This window comes from Pseudoalteromonas tetraodonis (assembly GCF_002310835.1).
GTDB lineage: Bacteria > Pseudomonadota > Gammaproteobacteria > Enterobacterales > Alteromonadaceae > Pseudoalteromonas > Pseudoalteromonas tetraodonis.
In genome coordinates this window covers 1,081,427-1,098,901 of the sequence record NZ_CP011041.1, presented here as the reverse complement: position 1 = coordinate 1,098,901, position 17,475 = coordinate 1,081,427, and the positions used below count along the sequence as shown (strand labels likewise).

At 40.0% G+C, this 17,475-nt stretch carries 13 protein-coding genes and 1 pseudogene; 6 read left to right on the top strand and 8 right to left on the bottom strand.

Annotated features, from left to right (window positions below; all coding sequences use genetic code 11):
* Window positions 1-77: 77 nt before the first annotated feature.
* Together PTET_RS05140 and PTET_RS05135 are read left to right on the top strand one after the other, a co-directional pair.
* Window positions 78-884: a cytochrome C assembly family protein gene (locus PTET_RS05140; RefSeq protein WP_013464492.1), complete on the top strand. Its 807-nt coding sequence runs from the start codon at window positions 78-80 to the stop codon at window positions 882-884.
* Window positions 885-945: 61 nt separating this feature from the next.
* Entirely contained in the window at window positions 946-2,214 is a 1,269-nt protein-coding gene (locus tag PTET_RS05135; RefSeq protein WP_013464491.1) for an HlyC/CorC family transporter, read from the top strand.
* A 41-nt stretch (window positions 2,215-2,255) separates the two neighbouring features.
* On the opposite strand, the gene PTET_RS05130 is transcribed toward PTET_RS05135, so the two are convergent.
* Both PTET_RS05130 and gshA read right to left on the bottom strand, forming a co-directional pair.
* Window positions 2,256-2,864: a transglycosylase SLT domain-containing protein gene (locus PTET_RS05130; RefSeq protein WP_013464490.1), complete on the bottom strand. Its 609-nt coding sequence runs from the start codon at window positions 2,862-2,864 to the stop codon at window positions 2,256-2,258.
* Window positions 2,865-3,252: 388 nt separating this feature from the next.
* Window positions 3,253-4,830 (bottom strand): glutamate--cysteine ligase, encoded by a 1,578-nt coding sequence (gene gshA, locus PTET_RS05125; RefSeq protein WP_096038299.1) that lies wholly within the window; start codon window positions 4,828-4,830, stop codon window positions 3,253-3,255.
* A 427-nt stretch (window positions 4,831-5,257) separates the two neighbouring features.
* Between gshA and PTET_RS19270 the strand changes: the two are divergent.
* A pseudogene (locus PTET_RS19270) lies at window positions 5,258-6,803 on the top strand (methyl-accepting chemotaxis protein).
* A 62-nt stretch (window positions 6,804-6,865) separates the two neighbouring features.
* Here the strand turns inward: PTET_RS19270 and clpB are convergent.
* From clpB to rluD, 3 genes are all read right to left on the bottom strand, one after another.
* Entirely contained in the window at window positions 6,866-9,442 is a 2,577-nt protein-coding gene (gene clpB, locus PTET_RS05115) for an ATP-dependent chaperone ClpB (RefSeq protein WP_024602825.1), read from the bottom strand.
* Between the two features lie 96 nt (window positions 9,443-9,538).
* Window positions 9,539-10,270, bottom strand: coding sequence for a peptidoglycan editing factor PgeF (gene pgeF / locus PTET_RS05110; RefSeq protein ID WP_013464486.1), 732 nt, complete (start codon window positions 10,268-10,270; stop codon window positions 9,539-9,541).
* Window positions 10,271-10,272: 2 nt separating this feature from the next.
* Complete coding sequence (gene rluD, locus PTET_RS05105; protein ID WP_013464485.1) at window positions 10,273-11,250, bottom strand: 23S rRNA pseudouridine(1911/1915/1917) synthase RluD; 978 nt, start codon at window positions 11,248-11,250, stop codon at window positions 10,273-10,275.
* Between the two features lie 141 nt (window positions 11,251-11,391).
* Here rluD and PTET_RS05100 point away from each other — a divergent pair, with 141 nt between their 5' ends.
* Window positions 11,392-12,156 (top strand): outer membrane protein assembly factor BamD, encoded by a 765-nt coding sequence (locus PTET_RS05100; protein ID WP_013464484.1) that lies wholly within the window; start codon window positions 11,392-11,394, stop codon window positions 12,154-12,156.
* Window positions 12,157-12,210: 54 nt separating this feature from the next.
* On the opposite strand, the gene PTET_RS05095 is transcribed toward PTET_RS05100, so the two are convergent.
* Window positions 12,211-12,549, bottom strand: a complete 339-nt coding sequence (locus PTET_RS05095; protein WP_013464483.1) for a P-II family nitrogen regulator — start codon at window positions 12,547-12,549, stop codon at window positions 12,211-12,213.
* A gap of 158 nt (window positions 12,550-12,707) precedes the next feature.
* Here PTET_RS05095 and PTET_RS05090 point away from each other — a divergent pair, with 158 nt between their 5' ends.
* Window positions 12,708-13,253 carry a GspH/FimT family pseudopilin gene (locus tag PTET_RS05090; RefSeq protein ID WP_013464482.1) on the top strand — a complete coding sequence of 182 codons (546 nt, stop codon included), beginning with the start codon at window positions 12,708-12,710 and terminating at the stop codon, window positions 13,251-13,253.
* Between the two features lie 78 nt (window positions 13,254-13,331).
* On the top strand, window positions 13,332-13,865 hold the full coding sequence (locus PTET_RS05085; RefSeq protein ID WP_013464481.1) for a GspH/FimT family pseudopilin: 534 nt from the start codon (window positions 13,332-13,334) through the stop codon (window positions 13,863-13,865).
* Window positions 13,866-13,871: 6 nt separating this feature from the next.
* Here the strand turns inward: PTET_RS05085 and PTET_RS05080 are convergent, their stop codons facing one another.
* A complete protein-coding gene (locus PTET_RS05080; protein WP_013464480.1) occupies window positions 13,872-14,291 on the bottom strand; it encodes a type IV pilin protein in 420 nt (139 codons plus the stop codon).
* A 9-nt stretch (window positions 14,292-14,300) separates the two neighbouring features.
* The gene (locus PTET_RS05075; RefSeq protein ID WP_013464479.1) at window positions 14,301-17,474 is read right to left on the bottom strand and encodes a pilus assembly protein; all 3,174 of its coding nucleotides are present in this window, start codon (window positions 17,472-17,474) and stop codon (window positions 14,301-14,303) included.
* Window position 17,475 lies beyond the last annotated feature (1 nt).

The following is a 17,475-nucleotide window of genomic DNA, read 5'->3' as shown; positions in this document are numbered from 1 at the left end:
CATTTGCGTTGCTATAAAATACAATGACCAGATAACGAACACGAATTATTTGACTTCAATTAAGTGGCCAAAGCAAAATGCTGATTATTAGTTTAACTATTATTGCCAGTTTATTTTATGTGTTAGCAACGTCTCACGTGCTTTCGCGATTGTTTCATCGTCAGGGACCAAGCCAAAAAATTACTATAATACTGAGCACTGTCGCTATTTTGGCGCATATGCTGCTTTTAGTAAACTCGGTGTTTAGAGCCGATGGCCAAGATTTAAGTATTGTTAATGTTGCATTACTGACTTGTTGGGTAATAGTGCTTTGTGTCACCACCGTCTCTTTGAAGTTTCCTGCGACACTGCTATTACCTGTTGTATACGGCTTTGCTGCCCTGTTAACTATTGCTAGCCTGTTTATTCCTCATCACGTTTTACTTCATAGCATTAATGTAGAGCTTGCGTTAGTTGCGCATATTTCACTGTCGTTATTAGCCTACTGTATCTTAATTATCGCCACCCTTTACGGCGTACAATTTTACTTTATTGATAAACGTTTGAAACGTAAAGATTTAGCAATAGTACATAGCCATTTACCGCCACTAATGGTGGTAGAGCGTCAACTTTATCAACTATTAAATTTAGGCACAGTATTATTAAGCGTGGCGCTGATTACAGGGTTTGTATTTCTTGATGGCATGTTTGCCAAAGAGTTTATTCATAAAACAATCTTATCTTTAGTTGCTTGGGCTATTTTTGCTACGATTGCCGTTGGCCATGTAAAACGAGGTTGGCGAGGGAAAATGGTGGTAGTGAGTATTATGATTGCCGCATTTACACTCACACTCGCTTATTTTGGCAGCCGTTTTATACAAGAAGTGGTTCTAAATAAGTTTTAACTTGACTCTGAAAGCTCACTCTAGCTTAATACGCATTGGTTTATAAAAAAAGGATCCATCGTTGGACGACATATCGACAAGTACGCTGTTTATCATTTTAGGTTTATTGGTACTTTTTTCTGCTTACTTCTCCGGGTCAGAAACCGGAATCATGTCAATCAACCGTATTCGTTTACGACACCTCGCTAAAGAGAATCATCGTGCTGCGAAACGCGTTAGTAAATTACTCAGTCGACCTGACAGGTTGATAGGTCTTATCCTTATTGGTAATAACCTTGTCAATATTGCGGCTGCCCAAGTTGCCACCATTATTGGTATTCGTTTGTATGGTGATTTAGGTATTGCTATAGCAACAGGTGCATTAACACTTGTGGTGCTGATTTTCGCTGAAGTAACGCCAAAAACACTGGCCGCCCTCTATCCTGAGCGAGTCGCTTTTCCAAGTTCGGTGATACTCAAAGGGTTACTAAAAATTCTCTTCCCATTTGTTGTCGTTGTTAACTGGATGACCAATGGTATATTGCGCTTATTTGGTATTAGCGCTGCACAAATAGATGAGCACAGCATGAGTAAAGAAGAATTAAAAACCGTGCTAAATGAATCGGGGGCGCTGATCCCCGCTCGTCACCAAAGTATGTTGACCTCTATTTTAGATTTAGAGCAAGTTACCGTTGAAGATATTATGATCCCTCGCAATGAAATTGTGGCGATTGATATTAATGACGATTGGAAAATAATCAGTAAACAACTTACTCACGCTCAACATACCCGGGTGCTTTTATACCGCGACAATATTGATGATGCTGTTGGCTTTATTCACTCTCGTGATGCGCTTCGCCTTTTAACTAAAGAGCAGTTTGATAAGCCTTCGCTATTGCGTGCGGTACGTGAAATTTACTTTATCCCTGAGGGCACCTCGCTGAACACTCAACTACTAAAATTTCAGTTATCAAAAGAACGTATTGGTATTGTTGTTGATGAATATGGCGACATTCAGGGCTTAGTCACTCTTGAAGATATTCTTGAAGAAGTTGTGGGTGATTTTACTACCACTCAAACTCGGACACCGAGTGAAGAAGTAACCACACAAAACGATGGCTCTTATATTGTCGACGGCGGTGCTAACGTTCGCGACTTAAATAAAGAAATGGGCTGGGAATTCCCATTAGACGGTCCTAAAACATTAAGTGGCTTGATTGTTGAGTACTTAGAAGATATACCCGATGCTAATTTAAGTATTCGTATTGCAGGCTATCCGGTTGAAGTACTTGAGGTAAAAGAAAACATGATTAAACAAGTTAAAATTCAACCAAACAAACGTAAAAAATAAACCAATAAAAAAGGAGCCTGCTGGCTCCTTTTTAATCTAATCTAAAAGAACAATCGCTCTAACCAACCTTTATCTAAATCATCTTCGCAGCGTCTTAGCTGTGCGCCATAACGGCTTGCCCGATGTTTTACTTTATTGGCAACGCTCATTAGCCATTTTTTCTTACGATAGGTGCCTCGTTTATAACCGCCCCATCCCTCATGATAATTTAAATACTGTGCGTAGGCGTCCCACTTAGACACACCATTAACTTTATGGGTTTTATAAACAAACCACGCCATAAAATCAATCGCATCTTCAAATTCGTCTCTGTCGGCGCCACTGTTACCTGTTTCACGAATATAATCAGACCAAGTAGGCGTTTTAGCTTGAGAATAGCCATAGGCATCGCTTGCACGACCAGTAGGGATTATCCATAAGAAGTATTCCATAGGCGGTGCTGCATCGTGGCGAAAAGAACTTTCTTGATACATCATGCTCATTAACACATGTTTTGGGGAGCCCCACTTTTCCTGCGCGTCTTTGGCATCAAAATACCAGTCAGATTTCTCTTCGAAAATTTTACAAATATCTTCTGGTTGCTTTGGGGGAGCTGTTGCACACCCAGCTATAGTGAGCAGCAAAGATAAGGTAATAATATTTTTTTTCATTTTTTAAGATCTCACTGAACTTTTTAAAAAAGTGTGGGTCTGAATCTATGAATGCAGCAGTACAGCATTGTTTCATCCCTAAAGAATATTTACGCAGCTACTATGAGCTGCGTTTTTTTTGCCTGCTACTTACTTGGGTCTGTTGACCTTTCAAGGTTGCATTTGCAGCAGTTTGTTTGGTATTTAGGCAAGGCAAAGCCTATGTGGTGTGGTTATTCCCCATAAATAGGCGATAACGCAGCATCAATGCCAAACAGGTGCTGCCCTTCGGGTTCTGCCTAGAAGCGATTTACTCTTTGTTGCTCGGTTTTTACTTAGCCCACTAGGTTACAAACCTCGCGCCGCGATTAAACCGCTCCTAGTTTGAACAAATTGTAATCCGCAAAGGTCAACAGACCCTGAAATACGTATCTAAAAATGCGGTAAATGATTGTTTATCAGCTTGTTCAATTGCCTTTTGGGCTTGGTACGACTCTGCAGCTTGTTGCTCTAGCCACGATTTTGAAAATTCAGTATAACTTGCTGTTTCATGGCTTTGTTTGTACTTCTGAGCAAGTGACAGTGCAAAGTGGCCATTATCTAACCCTGACGCTTTTAACTGCTCAACATAACGACCAGAATACGTTAATGCCGGATCATGAATCCAAGTCGCCATGCGCTTAATAGTGTTTGAGTAGTAGTCAACATCGTAAGCAGTATCCATCCACTGAGCAACATCACTCAGCTGACTAAATATTTCATCACCCCAAGATTCTAGGCTGCGCTGCTCATTATTAAAATTAAGCATCAAGCCTTGTTCTCGACCTTGGTTAACCACCGTATCAAGATTTTCAGTGCTACGAGTTTGCTCTTGCCAATCCATAGGCGCTGAATCTTTTAATAAACAATAAGTTAAAAACACATCTAAAAAGTGTATTTGCTCTAAGTCAATCCCAACTTCACTAAACGGGTTAACATCCAATGCACGAATTTCAATATATTCTATACCCGCTCTTAGCAATGCATCGGTGGGCGTTTCACCATTTTTTGCATTACGTTTAGGACGAATTGGCGAGTAAAACTCGTTCTCTATTTGCAAAATGTTTTTATTTAATTGCTTTGGCGTCGAACTGGTGTAATCGTCAATACTGCCGTAAATATCTGAAGGCGTATTTATGGCTTTTTTAAGTCCTGCAACATATTCATCTAATGAGTTATACATTACTCGTAATGACGATTGTGCGCTATTGGTATAGCCTAAGTTACCTAACCGTAATGCGGTACCCACTTCCAAATATAAAGTGCCTTTACCGAGTTTTTTAAACGGTAAGTCGCTTTTACGCCCTTGTAAAAAAGAGCTACATAATGCCGGTGATGCGCCAAACATGTAGCTAATTAACCACAGTTCGCGTTTAAAATTACGAATTAACGCCAAGTAACTATCCGATATAAAATCTTCAAGTTTCGCGTCACTTTGCTTTAATGAGTGCAGTGACTGCCATAGCGTTTGTGGAAAAGAAATATTGAAATGCACGCCAGCAATCGCTTGCATCATACTGCCGTAACGATTCTTCAAGCCTTCGCGATATAGGGTTTTCATTTTACCGACATTAGAGTCGCCAAATTGTGCCAATACAATATCGTCTTGATGATTTATAAAGCACGGCATACTAATTGGCCACAACAATTCATCGCCCATATGTTCTAGGGTGAACTTTTGTAAATCTTTTAGCTGCTGCAAAGTTTGCGTTGATGACTCGCTAACCGGTGTAATGAACTCAAGTAAAGACTCAGAAAAATCAGTGGTAATATGCCCATTGGTGAGCGCACAGCCCACACCTTGAGGATGAGCCTGTTTAGAAATAGAACCATCGTGGTTAATTCTTAATGATTCTCTCTCAATACCGCGCATAATGCCTTTAATAGCCTGTTGATTATTTGCATTAGATAGCGCGTTGAGCGTGTTCTTTAAATTATAAGTTGTCAAAAAAAAGTTTCCTCGAGCCAAGTGGCTTAATCATAAGGTTATGGGGTCTTTTTACCTTTACTCAAGATTAAACGATGAAAAAACTATATGAATTTATTAGATATAGTTTTTACTGGATTTTAAACACGCTTTGTTTCACGCTATAAAAGATAATCTTGCCATTGCCACTACGAATATACAATTTCTTTTACATATTATTTGCCATAACCCCCCGCTGACGACATGGCGTTTTAAAACACTTTGATAAGATAGAGTTAAACCCTAAAAGTTTGTCATAACTGAAAAATTCAATTACGCTTAATATTGATAAAGATCATATAAATATCAAAAAAAATGTCTTATTCCTGCTATTTTACACATATCACTAACGTACATTAGTTTTAGTAATTACAATAGCCGCCATAATAAAGAATGATAAAGAGTCACTATGCGTCGTAATCAAAGCTTAATAGATGAAGAAGTTAACTTCGAAGAACACCAAGAGTTGGTTTCAACCACTGACTTACGCGGTGTTATTACTTATGCCAATCATGAGTTTTGTAGTATCGCAGGCTACGAGATGGATGAACTGATAAATAAAAATCACAATATCGTTCGCCACCCTGATATGCCAAAAGCTGCATTTAAAGAAATGTGGGACACTTTAAAACAAGGCCATTCGTGGCGTGGCGCGGTAAAAAACTTATGTAAGGACGGCCGCTATTATTGGGTTGATGCATTTGTAACGCCTATTTTTGAGCATGGCCAACTTATTGGTTATCAGTCTGTACGAATAAAATTAGAGCAACGCGCAAAACGCAGAGCGCAAAAGCTCTATGCCAAAATTAACGCTAATAAATCATTATTCAGCTGGCGCGAACGGACATCATTAAGACAAGGTTTGAGCATTAGGGATTATAATTTGGTTAGCCAGTGTCGCAATGTGGGGCCCTCTTTCGCTTGCCGCGATTAACTTATTAGTATGTATTGTTATTTTAGTTTTAAATTATGATGAGCTGGTAATAACACCTGCAACCCTCAAACAACAAAAAAGCCAAGCAGACTCTGTATCTCGTTATGTGTTTAGTGGCTCGCACCCACATAGTATTAGTGAGTATAGAGAGCAGATGCTCAGTGCTAAATTAAGAACGGTACTAGGGCGGGTAAAAGATTCAACCTTGAGTTTTAATTCGATTGCCCAAGGGTTAGATCAACAATCGACGTTGACCGAGCAAGGTATTTCTTCTCAAGGCACTCAGCTAGAACAAATTGCTTCAGCGATGTCACAAATGAGTACCACGATTGGTGAAATCTCTAACAATACCAATAACACGGCTGATAAAGTAGGCATTACTTATCAAAGCTGCTCTGATATCAAAAATCATATTGCAGATAACAGTAAAATGGTGTCTGACTTAGCTGTACAAGTTGAGCAAGCGGCCGCCACAGCAACGGGGCTTGCCTCTGAAGCCGATAAAATTGGCCAAGTCATGAGTGAAATAGAAGGGATTGCTGAACAAACTAACTTATTGGCACTCAATGCGGCTATTGAAGCTGCACGCGCCGGTGAGCATGGGCGTGGTTTTGCCGTCGTTGCCGATGAAGTAAGAGCGCTGTCGTCACGAACTCAAAACGCCACAGCACAAATTCATAGCTCAATTAAAGAAATTCAAGATACCTTGTTTAGCTGGTCTAAAATCATGCAGAGCACAAAACAACAAGCCGATGACTGTGTTAATACAACAGGACAAACACAACAAGAGCTTGATAGTATTTTTATTCAAATTAGTGAAATTTCACAGCTCGCCACGGATATTTCAGCCGCAGCAGAACAGCAGCAGGTTGTAAGTAAAGACATTGGTAGTAATGTTGAAAAGATTAAAGGCTTAGGGGATGAGAATTTACAATTGAGTTTTAGCGTAGCACGCGGTGCGGCTGAACTAGTTGAAGGCTCAAGAAAAGTGAATGACTTATTACTGACTTTTAAAGTTTAACAAACGCCCTAAAATAGAAACAAAAAAGCCGCTGTAAACAGCGGCTTTTTGCTGTGCTCAGATTATCGACTCGTAAACACTAAGCCGTCTTCGTTAGCATCAATGACAATGATACAACCTGGTTGAAAGTCATTATTAAGCAGTTTTTGTGCTAATGGATTTTCAATGGTTTGCTGTATTGCCCGTTTAAGCGGACGAGCGCCATAGACAGGATCAAAGCCACTGGCAGCAATTCGCTCAAGAGCAGCATCTGTCAACTCAAGTAAATACCCCATCTCTGTTAATCGTTGACGTAATTTGCTTAACTGAATATCTGCAATTTCTTTAATATGACTATGTGAAAGTGAGTGAAATACCACAGTTTCATCAATACGGTTAATGAACTCGGGTCTAAATTCATTATGTAAAACACCCATGACTTTTGCTTTAAGCTCGTCATAGTCATTACTTCCCGCTTGCTCTTGAATGATATCTGAGCCCAAGTTGGAGGTCATAATGATAACCGTATTTTTAAAATCAACCGTACGCCCTTGGCCATCCGTTAAACGCCCGTCATCAAGGACTTGTAATAAAATATTAAACACATCTGGATGCGCTTTTTCTATTTCATCAAGCAAAATAACCGAATAGGGTTTACGACGAACAGCTTCGGTTAAATAACCACCTTCTTCGTAACCTACGTACCCTGGAGGCGCACCGACTAGACGTGCGACTGAGTGTTTTTCCATAAACTCAGACATATCTATACGCACCATGGCACTTTCGGTATCAAACATATAGCCTGCTAGTGCCTTGGTAAGTTCTGTTTTACCAACCCCTGTAGGCCCTAAAAATAAGAACGAGCCAATTGGACGATTGGGATCAGCAAGCCCAGCACGCGAACGACGAATGGCATTAGCCACCGCAACGACGGCCTCATCTTGACCAATGACTTTGTTATGTAACTGCTCTTCCATTTGTAATAGTTTTTCACGTTCACCTTGGAGCATACGCGCCACTGGGATCCCGGTCCAACGTGATAAAATTTCTGCAATTTCATCTTCGCCTACCTGATTTTTAAGCAAGCTCATTTCTTGCATTTCTGCTTGTGATGCTAAATCGAGTTTGCGCTCAAGCTCAGGTATACGTCCATATTGCAGTTCAGACATACGCTGCAAGTCACTTGCTCTGCGAGCCACTTCTAAATCAAGTCGCGCCTGCTCTAGCTCAGCTTTAATAACCTGCGTGCCTTGTAAAGACGCTTTTTCTGCATTCCATACTTCATCTAGTTCACGGTATTGCCCTTCAAGCTCAGTGATCAGCTCGACCATTTCTGTACGGCGCTTTTGACTTGCTTCATCTTTCTCTTTGGCCAATGCGTTATCTTCAATTTTTAATTGGATAATGCGACGCTCTAATTTATCTAAAGCTTCTGGCTTTGAATCAATTTGCAAGCGAATAGAAGAGCCCGCTTCGTCAATTAAATCGATTGCTTTATCGGGTAATTGGCGATCACTAATATAACGATGCGATAACTGCGCTGCGGCAACGATTGCGGGGTCGGTGATCTCCACTGAATGGTGTAATTCGTAACGCTCTTTCAAGCCACGCAGAATAGCAATGGTGTCTTCTACTGAGGGCTCTTCTATTAATACCTTTTGGAAACGGCGCTCAAGCGCAGCATCTTTTTCAATGTACTTACGGTATTCATCTAAAGTGGTTGCGCCTACGCAATGGAGTTCACCGCGTGCTAAGGCAGGTTTTAACATGTTACCCGCATCCATAGCGCCATCACTTTTACCCGCTCCAACAATGGTATGAATTTCATCAATAAATAAAATAACTTGGCCTTCTTCTTTAGCCAACTCATTAAGTACTGATTTTAAACGCTCTTCAAATTCACCTCGGTATTTTGCACCAGCAACTAATGCGCCTAAATCAAGTGATAATACGCGCTTGTTTTTTAAGCCCTCAGGCACTTCACCATTAATAATACGCTGTGCAAGCCCTTCAGCTATGGCTGTTTTACCCACCCCTGGCTCACCAATTAACACAGGGTTATTTTTGGTACGGCGTTGTAATACTTGAATAGTGCGGCGAATTTCATCATCACGACCGATTACAGGGTCAAGCTTACCTTGCTCTGCACGCTCAGTTAAATCGATGGTGTACTTTTCAAGTGCTTGGCGTGTTTCTTCCGCATTAGGATCGTCAACTTTTTGGCCACCACGAATCGCCTCAATTGCCGTTTCAACCTTACTCGCAGTAATGTTAAGTGCTTTAAAAACACTGCCAAGCGGACCTTTATCTTCACACGCAACTAATACAAACAACTCACTTGAAATGTATTTATCTTTACGCTTTTGGGCGTATTTATCACATAGGTTTATCAGTGACACCATGTTATTTGACAACTGTACATCGCCACCAACACCTTCCACTTTAAATAACTTTTCTATCTCTTGTGATAATTTAGTGTTGAGTTCATCAACGCTGATGCTCATTTGTGCAAATAGTGCACGTACACTTGAGCCGCTTTGTTTTAACAAAGCGTACATTAGATGCACAGGTTCAATAAATTGATGATCGCGACCTAGCGCTAATGATTGCGCATCTGAAAGCGCAGACTGAAATTTACTTGTAAATCTATCTAAACGCATGGGGGTTTACCTATAAAAAAACGAATTACTTAATAGATGGGTATGTTAGCGGGTTTGTTCAAGGTATTGTGGGAAAAATAATCACCTAATGATTATTTACTTGCGCCAGATCAAACTTGCCATACGACCGGTTTGGCCATCGCGCCGATAAGAAAAAAACAAGTTAGCTTGAGTTACAGTGCAATATTCCCCCCCGCTAATGTTTATAACGCCCTGTTGATTAAGTAAAATAGTTGCTATTAGATAGATATCAGCTAAATACTTTTCATTATTTTGAGCTTTGAACGCGCTGTGCATTAGGGGGTTATTTGCTGTAAATAACTCGACTACCTCTTGGCCTACTTGAAATTGATTAGCCCCTATTGCAGGACCTAACCAAGCATGTATATTTGCCGAGGTATTTTTAAAACATGCCAGCGTATTGTTTATCACCCCTTGCTCTAACCCTCGCCAACCGGCATGAATTGCGGCCACTTCTTGCCCGTCACTCGATGAGAGTAAAATAGGTAAACAATCAGCAGTCATTATGGCTAAAGGTTGATTGCGTAATTGCGTATATAACGCATCGCCTGTGAGTATTTGATTGGGGTCAAATCGCTCATCCACTGTAATTACATCAGCGCTATGAACCTGATTTAACCAAATTGCCGGTTTAGGCAAATGAGCATTTACACGTGCTCTGTTATTTAATACATCTTGGCTGTTATCACCTACATGCAACCCTAAATTCAAACTATCGAATGGAGGCTGAGATACGCCCCCTTCACGTGTAGTACTCAATGTATCTACACCATGAAGAGATTGCCATGTAGCTGATAAGCCAAACATTGTTAACTCGCTATATCAGGGTTTGCTTTTGTGTCTTCGCGCAATGCTTGAGTCATTTGGACCATATCATCAGGGATAGGCGCTTGCCAGGTCATCATTTCACCGGTGATTGGATGCGCAATACTTAATTTAACGGCATGAAGCGCTTGGCGTTTAAAGCTACGCAGTAACTCAAATAACTCAGGCGTTGCCCCTTTTGGTGGACGAGGACGACCGCCATAAGATTGATCGCCAATTAATGGGTGGTTTAAGTATGCCATATGCACACGAATTTGGTGTGTACGCCCTGTTTCAAGACGTAAACGCAAACGTGTATGGGCGCGGAATTTTTCGGCAACACGGTAATGCGTAATAGCTGGTTTACCCATTTCATGTACTGCCATATGCGTACGCTGCGTAGCATGACGACCAATTGGTTTTTCAACCATACCACCGGCTGTCATAGTGCCATTACATAACGCTTCATATTCACGTGTAAAGTTTTCGCGCTTTTGCAGTGCTTTAACTAAATGTGTTTGTGCCTGAATCGTTTTAGCAACAACCATTAAACCTGTTGTGTCTTTGTCTAAACGATGCACAATACCCGCTCGTGGTACGTTAATAATTTCCGGATAGTAGTGTAATAAAGCATTTAACACCGTACCATCAGGGTTACCTGCGCCAGGATGAACCACTAATCCCATTGGTTTGTTGATCACTAAAATATCATCGTCTTCATAAACGATGTTTAATTTGATATCTTGTGCTTCGTATTCACGAGGTGCTTCTATTGTTGTTTCAACAGCTACAACTTCACCACCGAGTAGTTTTTCACGCGGGGTGTTGAAAATTTCACCATCAACGGTGATTTTATCATCTAAAATCCACGTTTTTATCCGTGATCGTGAATAATCAGGGAACAATTGTGCTAATACTTGGTCTAGACGTTTACCACCTAAGTCTGTTGGGACCTCGGCTTGGAGAGATATTTGCTCTGACATTAGTAACTTTACCCAATTTACCAGTGCAAGCTTTGCTTGACTGGGTTAGAATCGCTTTTAATAAAAGCATAACATAATACGCATAGTTTACTCGGTTTTACCCACTTGGCCTAGCCGAAGACATCGAAGGTAACAAATAAAATGATAAATAAAATAGGGAAACGTGCATTCGCCATTGTTTTTTCAGTTTCAGTGCTTAGTTTAGGGGCCTGCTCGTCTGCACCTGACCAAGAAGATATTCAACGCGTACCCAACAGATCGGCACAAGCACTATACGAAGATGCAAAACAAACGCTTGATTCTGGTTTATACGCTCGTGCAATTGAATTATTAACGGCAATTGATTCTCGCTACCCGTTTGGTCCGTTTTCAAAACAAGTCCAAATGGATTTAGTGTATGCACATTACCAATCAGGTAATACAGAGCAAGCGCTTGCTACAATCGACCGTTTTATTCGCTTAAACCCAAACCACAAAGATTTAGATTACATGTACTACATGCGTGGCTTGGTTAATATTAAGGCGGATAAAAATGCTTTCCAAGAATACTTTGGTGTAGACAGAGCTGACAGAGATGCTAAACGCACCCGTGTTGCTTATACCGACTTATCAACTTTGGTTAAACGTTTTCCAGAAAGTGATTATGCGCCAGAAGCAAAACGTCGTTTAGTTTGGTTATTAAACCGCATGGCACGTTATGAGTTAAAAGTGGCAACTTACTATTACGAACGTGAAGCCTATTTAGCAGCCGCAAATCGCGGTAAATATGTGGTAGAGCACTACTCACAAAGTAGTTATCTTGATGCGGCACTCGCCATGATGGAAAAAAGTTACGAGAAGCTTGGCTTGACTGAACTAAGTCAGCATGCAGAGCAAACGCGTAAATTTAATAGCAGAAATAAATAACACGAAAAAGGCGCTAGTTATAAAATTAGCGCCTTTTTTACGAGGTTTACTCGACTATATAGCCTCTTCATCCTCTTCTGCAGTACGAATTCGAACCACACGTTCTACGTCAGTGACAAATATTTTACCATCACCGATTTTGCCAGTTTGTGCTGTTTTAACAATAACATCAATAGCACGTTCTACGTCTTCATCACCGAGCACAATATCTAGTTTTACTTTAGGTAAAAAGTCAACCATGTACTCAGCACCACGGTATAGCTCTGTGTGGCCTTTTTGACGCCCAAACCCTTTTACTTCACTTACTGTCATACCCGTAATGCCTACATCAGATAATGCTTCACGCACATCATCGAGCTTAAACGGTTTAATGATTGCTTCTATTTTTTTCATAGTAATTACTTTTGAAAGCTTCAGTTGCCTCGATTTTAGACAATCATGAGGTTCATAGCAAACAAAGAGATTGAATAGCACCGGTGAAAAATAATCATGGTATGATTATTTTAATAAAAATAACTATACTAAAACATCACCGAGTTAATGAGATTTATATGAAAACTAAGCACCGTGGATTTACCCTATTAGAGTTAATGGTCACCGTGGCCATTGTTGGCATTATAGCCACTATTGCGTTGTGGAACAGTAGCGATATGCTGGAAGAAAACCGAGGTGAAAATTTTTTATTAGAACTTAAACGTAATATTAGCTTTGCACGCTCACAAGCGGCTAGTACCGATGAGATCGTAATTGTGTGCGCTGCTCCAGGTACAAAAGTAAAAAGTGATGATAAAACCCTAACTTGCTCAAGTAAATGGGATGTTGATCAAATAATTATTACCTTTATAGATGCTAATAATAATGGCCAATATAATAATGAAACAGATAGCTTGATCAGAGTCATGGAGGAAATTAGTCCTAATGATCGCGTTTCATTTACAGATACCCGTATACGATTTAATACCAGCGGACGTATAACTACAAATCCTGGGAACTTCATATTTTGTCCTAACGGCGACAACAAAAACCAAAAAGCGTTAACATTAACGCAATCAGGCACCGCTTTTTATTTAGGGGATACCACAGAGAGCTGTGGTTAAAAGCCATTTCATACTTTGTCGTTTTTTTGATTGTTTACTAAACTAATATAATGGACTGTTCAATGAAAGGCTTCAGGGATGAAGTTAATTATAAGTGCTCACAAAAATGGTGGCGTTACATTATTAGAATTACTAGTAACCATTTCAGTTATAGCGATACTAAGCCAACTCTCATTATGGTTTTTTCCTGATTTCTTGGCGCTCAATCGCGCAGATAACCAGATTAATCTATTACACAGAAACATTAATTATGCACGTCTTTATGCAATAGAAAATAATAGCTACGTCACTCTATGTGCCTTGAAAAATAATGAGTGTTTAGAAGATGATTGGGACAATCAGGTGTCACTTTTTATTGATAACGACAAGTCAACCTCTTTAGATGATGACGAGCGCCTTATTAGTACCTTTGAACATATCCATCCCTCTGATAGCTTAGAGTATCCTCGGGATGCCATCACTTTTAGACCCGATGGCTCTTTAAACGGCTTTCAAAACGGTACTTTTATCTATTGCCCAAATAACGAAAAAGCAAGCCTTGAGGGGCTTGCTCTGTCAATAAGTCAAACTGGGCGAATACGAATAAAATCTACTAACAAATGCCAAAAATAACTAATGTTATCTACCCCAGCAATAGTTGATGTCGGTATTGCCTTTACTACCCGTTGCTCCTTTTAAGCCAACGTCATTAATGGTTAATGACGTGCAATCAGCATCCCCTTTCACAGCACCAGCAATGGGTTTAGCAGTGATTGTAAATTCATTGCTATTAACCACATTAATTGTTAGCTCAAAATGACCGTTTTCAGTTTTACTTTGAATACCTAAGTCGCTAAACGAAGTTGAATATGCTCGGTTATCCACAAAGTATTGCTCTTGCTTGTTTGCCGCATCTAAAAGCGCAGAAGCGGCTTCTGCGCGTGATGCCCTTTTTATATATTCACTGTAATTAGGCACTGCAATGGCGGCAATGATGCCAACAATCGCAACGGTGATCATTAACTCAATTAATGTAAATCCTTGTTGTGTCTTATTCATATACAGCCCTTAATTGTTGATCTCATCGTTTTCTTCACGCTTATAAATATATGTTTGCTGCGTTTTAAAACCAAAGCCAATGGGTTGTTTATCATTCACTAGCTTAATTTTACCATCTACCACTTTTAAGCCAGGTCCTGTAATTTCTATTGGCTTAAGTGGATTTTCAGCTTGTTCCCCTTTGATCCCAGGACCAATTAGAAAAAACTGGCTCTCTTCGATAACATCTTCCTCTGGATTATCATCACATTTTCCATCATTGTTAGAATCAGCACAGGAATTAGTCGCACCAAAATAAAGCTGTGGTGTATCTGGCACATCATAACTGGTTGCAAATTTTAGTTGTTCATACACTTTAGTACCGTAATGCAAATGAAAAGCATAAAGTGCGCCGCCACCGCCACTTAAAGAACATTGATTCTCTACAACTTCATCAGATGCTGGCGTGAAAGAGGTAAAATAAGCAACCCCACCAACAACGGTAGCTGCAGCTAATGACTTTTCACCTTTCGCTAGCTCATAACGCCACCCTTTCTTTTTCGCCAGTTCAGCTTCAACAAGGGTGAAACCATCTAAGTCATCTAAAGTATTACCAAAGGGGTCACTATTCATCACCATTAAATCTGCAGGCACAATTGGCGCAGGAGCATTAGTTTTAAATGAACGCGTCAGAGTATTCTCATCACGGATCATAAACAATTGATCTTGCTCGTTTGTATTCGTTGGTTTTGAACGGTTACCGCTGCCAATAACAACTGCATCATAAGGAGTATCTAAACGAGTAATCACTTTATTACCATTAACCGTGGTCTCTGTTACTTTACTAAACAAAGTACGCGCAACCAATGGCTTATAAAAGAAGCGTCTATCTTGAGTATCTTGATTACTACCTAGCTCTGCAAGTTTGAAATGGCTAAACTCACTGCTATCTTCTCCAGGCATATCAATTCGCCAAATATTACCACCGGTATCTGAAGCATATATTCTGTCAATATAGCCATCATAATCTGAATCAAGCGTAGTTAAATCAGCAGCAATGCTGTGTTTACCTTTAAAGCCATTACTGTCTGGGGTTAACGCCCAAACTAAGCTGCCTGTTTTTGCCTCAACAATATAAATACCACGCCCTTTTGAGTCCTCTGCTCTTATTGCCGCATCTTTATTTGTATCGTAACCCGCGCCAAACACAAGCAAAGGCTTATTACCAAAAGCTTTAATATAAGCTATTTGTGGCTTTGACCACGTTTGTGCCAATTCAGTAAAGTCGCCTTTACCCCCTTCAATTGGTTTGCTCCAAAGACGTTTTGGCTGATTAGGATTTGTAATATCTAAACCATAGTAGTTTTTACCACCACGGCGCATTCCAGCAAAAGCCCATACCTCGTCTCCTTTGCTAGCATCTATAATACCGTCATTCAAACCTTCACTATTTAAGCTTTTATTACTAAAGTAGACACTGATAGGGCCATCCATACCATATACTTTACTATCTGCTTGTTTATTTCTAAGTGGTTTAATAATGTCAAACAGTGCTGAAGGTATAAATGCCCAACTTTCACTTACAGTCTCACCGGCATCTTTAAACATATGTAAGAAGCCAGCATTTGTCCCTATGAGGATGCGAATATCATCATTACCATAATCAATTGCAATTGGTTTTGAATGCAAAGGATCACCAAATATATCAGCGCGTTGGTCTTGTGATGAGCCATCTTTGTCCTCATCATCAACATCTACTCCTCTTGCCCAATTAACATCTTGAGTGGATAAGGTCAGCGGGTTATTAACAATGCCACTGAGAATGTCACTAACAGCCGAAGTATCAAAACTAATAATCGAGCCTTGATTCTCCGTAAATAAATTACGAGCAAGTGGATCTATGGTGCTTAAATAATGGTTTACCCCCCCCTGCGCAACCGCGTTACCATCAGCGGGTTGGCCCGCAGGTAACCAAAATGTTTTTGCCTCTTTTGAAATTAAACCGTCACTATTAAGGGCTTGTTTGTTGGTTGCATCGACTATTTGGCTGCCCGATACCTTTAACTTTTTCAGGTTACCACGCCAGCGCGCCCCGGTTTCTGGATAAAACATAGCAAAATAAATAGCATCACGACTTCGAGTTTGATCTACATTGTTACTCGCCACTGACGGCGATGAAAAACTGTCATTTACTTCACGAATACGAGAAATCGTATTTTTAAGTGCATCAGATAGTTGCGCAGCTGTATTCGCATGTAAGTATTGCCCACCACCGTAATCTGCAGTCTCAGTAAGTAAGTTTTTACCTGAGTCACTCATACCCGTACCAAAACCGATAGGAAATACACGTCCTATGTCAAGTACATTCTTAGTTTTGCTATACAAGTCAACTTTTACATCATCTGTACCGTGAATAATTTTTGCTAGCGCCGCCAAATAGCTGTTACTAACAGCAGGCGGATTACCAGAGAAATAACTATTATGAAGGTTGTATATATCATTATTTCTATTTGAATCGTTGGTTGGATCGCCGTCTGTCATTAAAATAATATTAATACTGTTATCACACCTAAGTGGCTCGCCAGTAACAGGCGCAAAGGGTGATTTATATATCCCTGATGACTCTGCTGTAAAATCTCGTTCATTAGTATTTCCCCCGTAATATACGTTTTGTCCCGTGATATACAGGTAGGCTTCCCAGAGTGTTTCTGTTAATGGAGTTGAACCACTTGCAGGTAACTCTTCTACTTTATTTAGTAAAAATGACTTTTCAGCCCCTACTCTGGCTAAAACATACCCACCATTACTACCATTAAAGCGCATTAAACCAAATTCAATATCATCGTTATCGTTCACTAATTGGGTGATAGCATTTTGCGCAACTCTTAAGCGGCTATCACTACATGTGGGTTCATAATTGTAGTAACTAGTTCTTTTATAACATTGCTCATTTCGTTTATAACTGTCTTTACTTTCAAAGCAATCAACCTCGTAATAACTATTACCGCTTCTTTTATAACAGGCATCACCATCATTTACATCCCATGCCATACTTCCCGATGTATCAAAAATCATGATTACGCGAGGCTTTTCATTGGTTTGTACATTATGATTAACATACAGCTCTATATCTTCAGCGCCTGCTGACATGCTAAGCATTATTCCTATTAAAGAAATGAGTGCTTTATTTAGTATCAGTTTCATT

Coding starts and splice junctions, on each gene's coding strand:
- PTET_RS05100 (WP_013464484.1), top strand. CDS start 11,392: ATGATAAATAAAATAGGGAAACGTGCATTCGCCATTGTTTTTTCAGTT.
- PTET_RS05090 (WP_013464482.1), top strand. CDS start 12,708: ATGAAAACTAAGCACCGTGGATTTACCCTATTAGAGTTAATGGTCACC.
- rluD (WP_013464485.1), bottom strand. CDS start 11,250: ATGTCAGAGCAAATATCTCTCCAAGCCGAGGTCCCAACAGACTTAGGT.
- PTET_RS05085 (WP_013464481.1), top strand. CDS start 13,332: ATGAAGTTAATTATAAGTGCTCACAAAAATGGTGGCGTTACATTATTA.
- pgeF (WP_013464486.1), bottom strand. CDS start 10,270: ATGTTTGGCTTATCAGCTACATGGCAATCTCTTCATGGTGTAGATACA.
- PTET_RS05075 (WP_013464479.1), bottom strand. CDS start 17,474: ATGAAACTGATACTAAATAAAGCACTCATTTCTTTAATAGGAATAATG.
- PTET_RS05080 (WP_013464480.1), bottom strand. CDS start 14,291: ATGAATAAGACACAACAAGGATTTACATTAATTGAGTTAATGATCACC.
- PTET_RS05095 (WP_013464483.1), bottom strand. CDS start 12,549: ATGAAAAAAATAGAAGCAATCATTAAACCGTTTAAGCTCGATGATGTG.
- PTET_RS05130 (WP_013464490.1), bottom strand. CDS start 2,864: ATGAAAAAAAATATTATTACCTTATCTTTGCTGCTCACTATAGCTGGG.
- clpB (WP_024602825.1), bottom strand. CDS start 9,442: ATGCGTTTAGATAGATTTACAAGTAAATTTCAGTCTGCGCTTTCAGAT.
- PTET_RS05140 (WP_013464492.1), top strand. CDS start 78: ATGCTGATTATTAGTTTAACTATTATTGCCAGTTTATTTTATGTGTTA.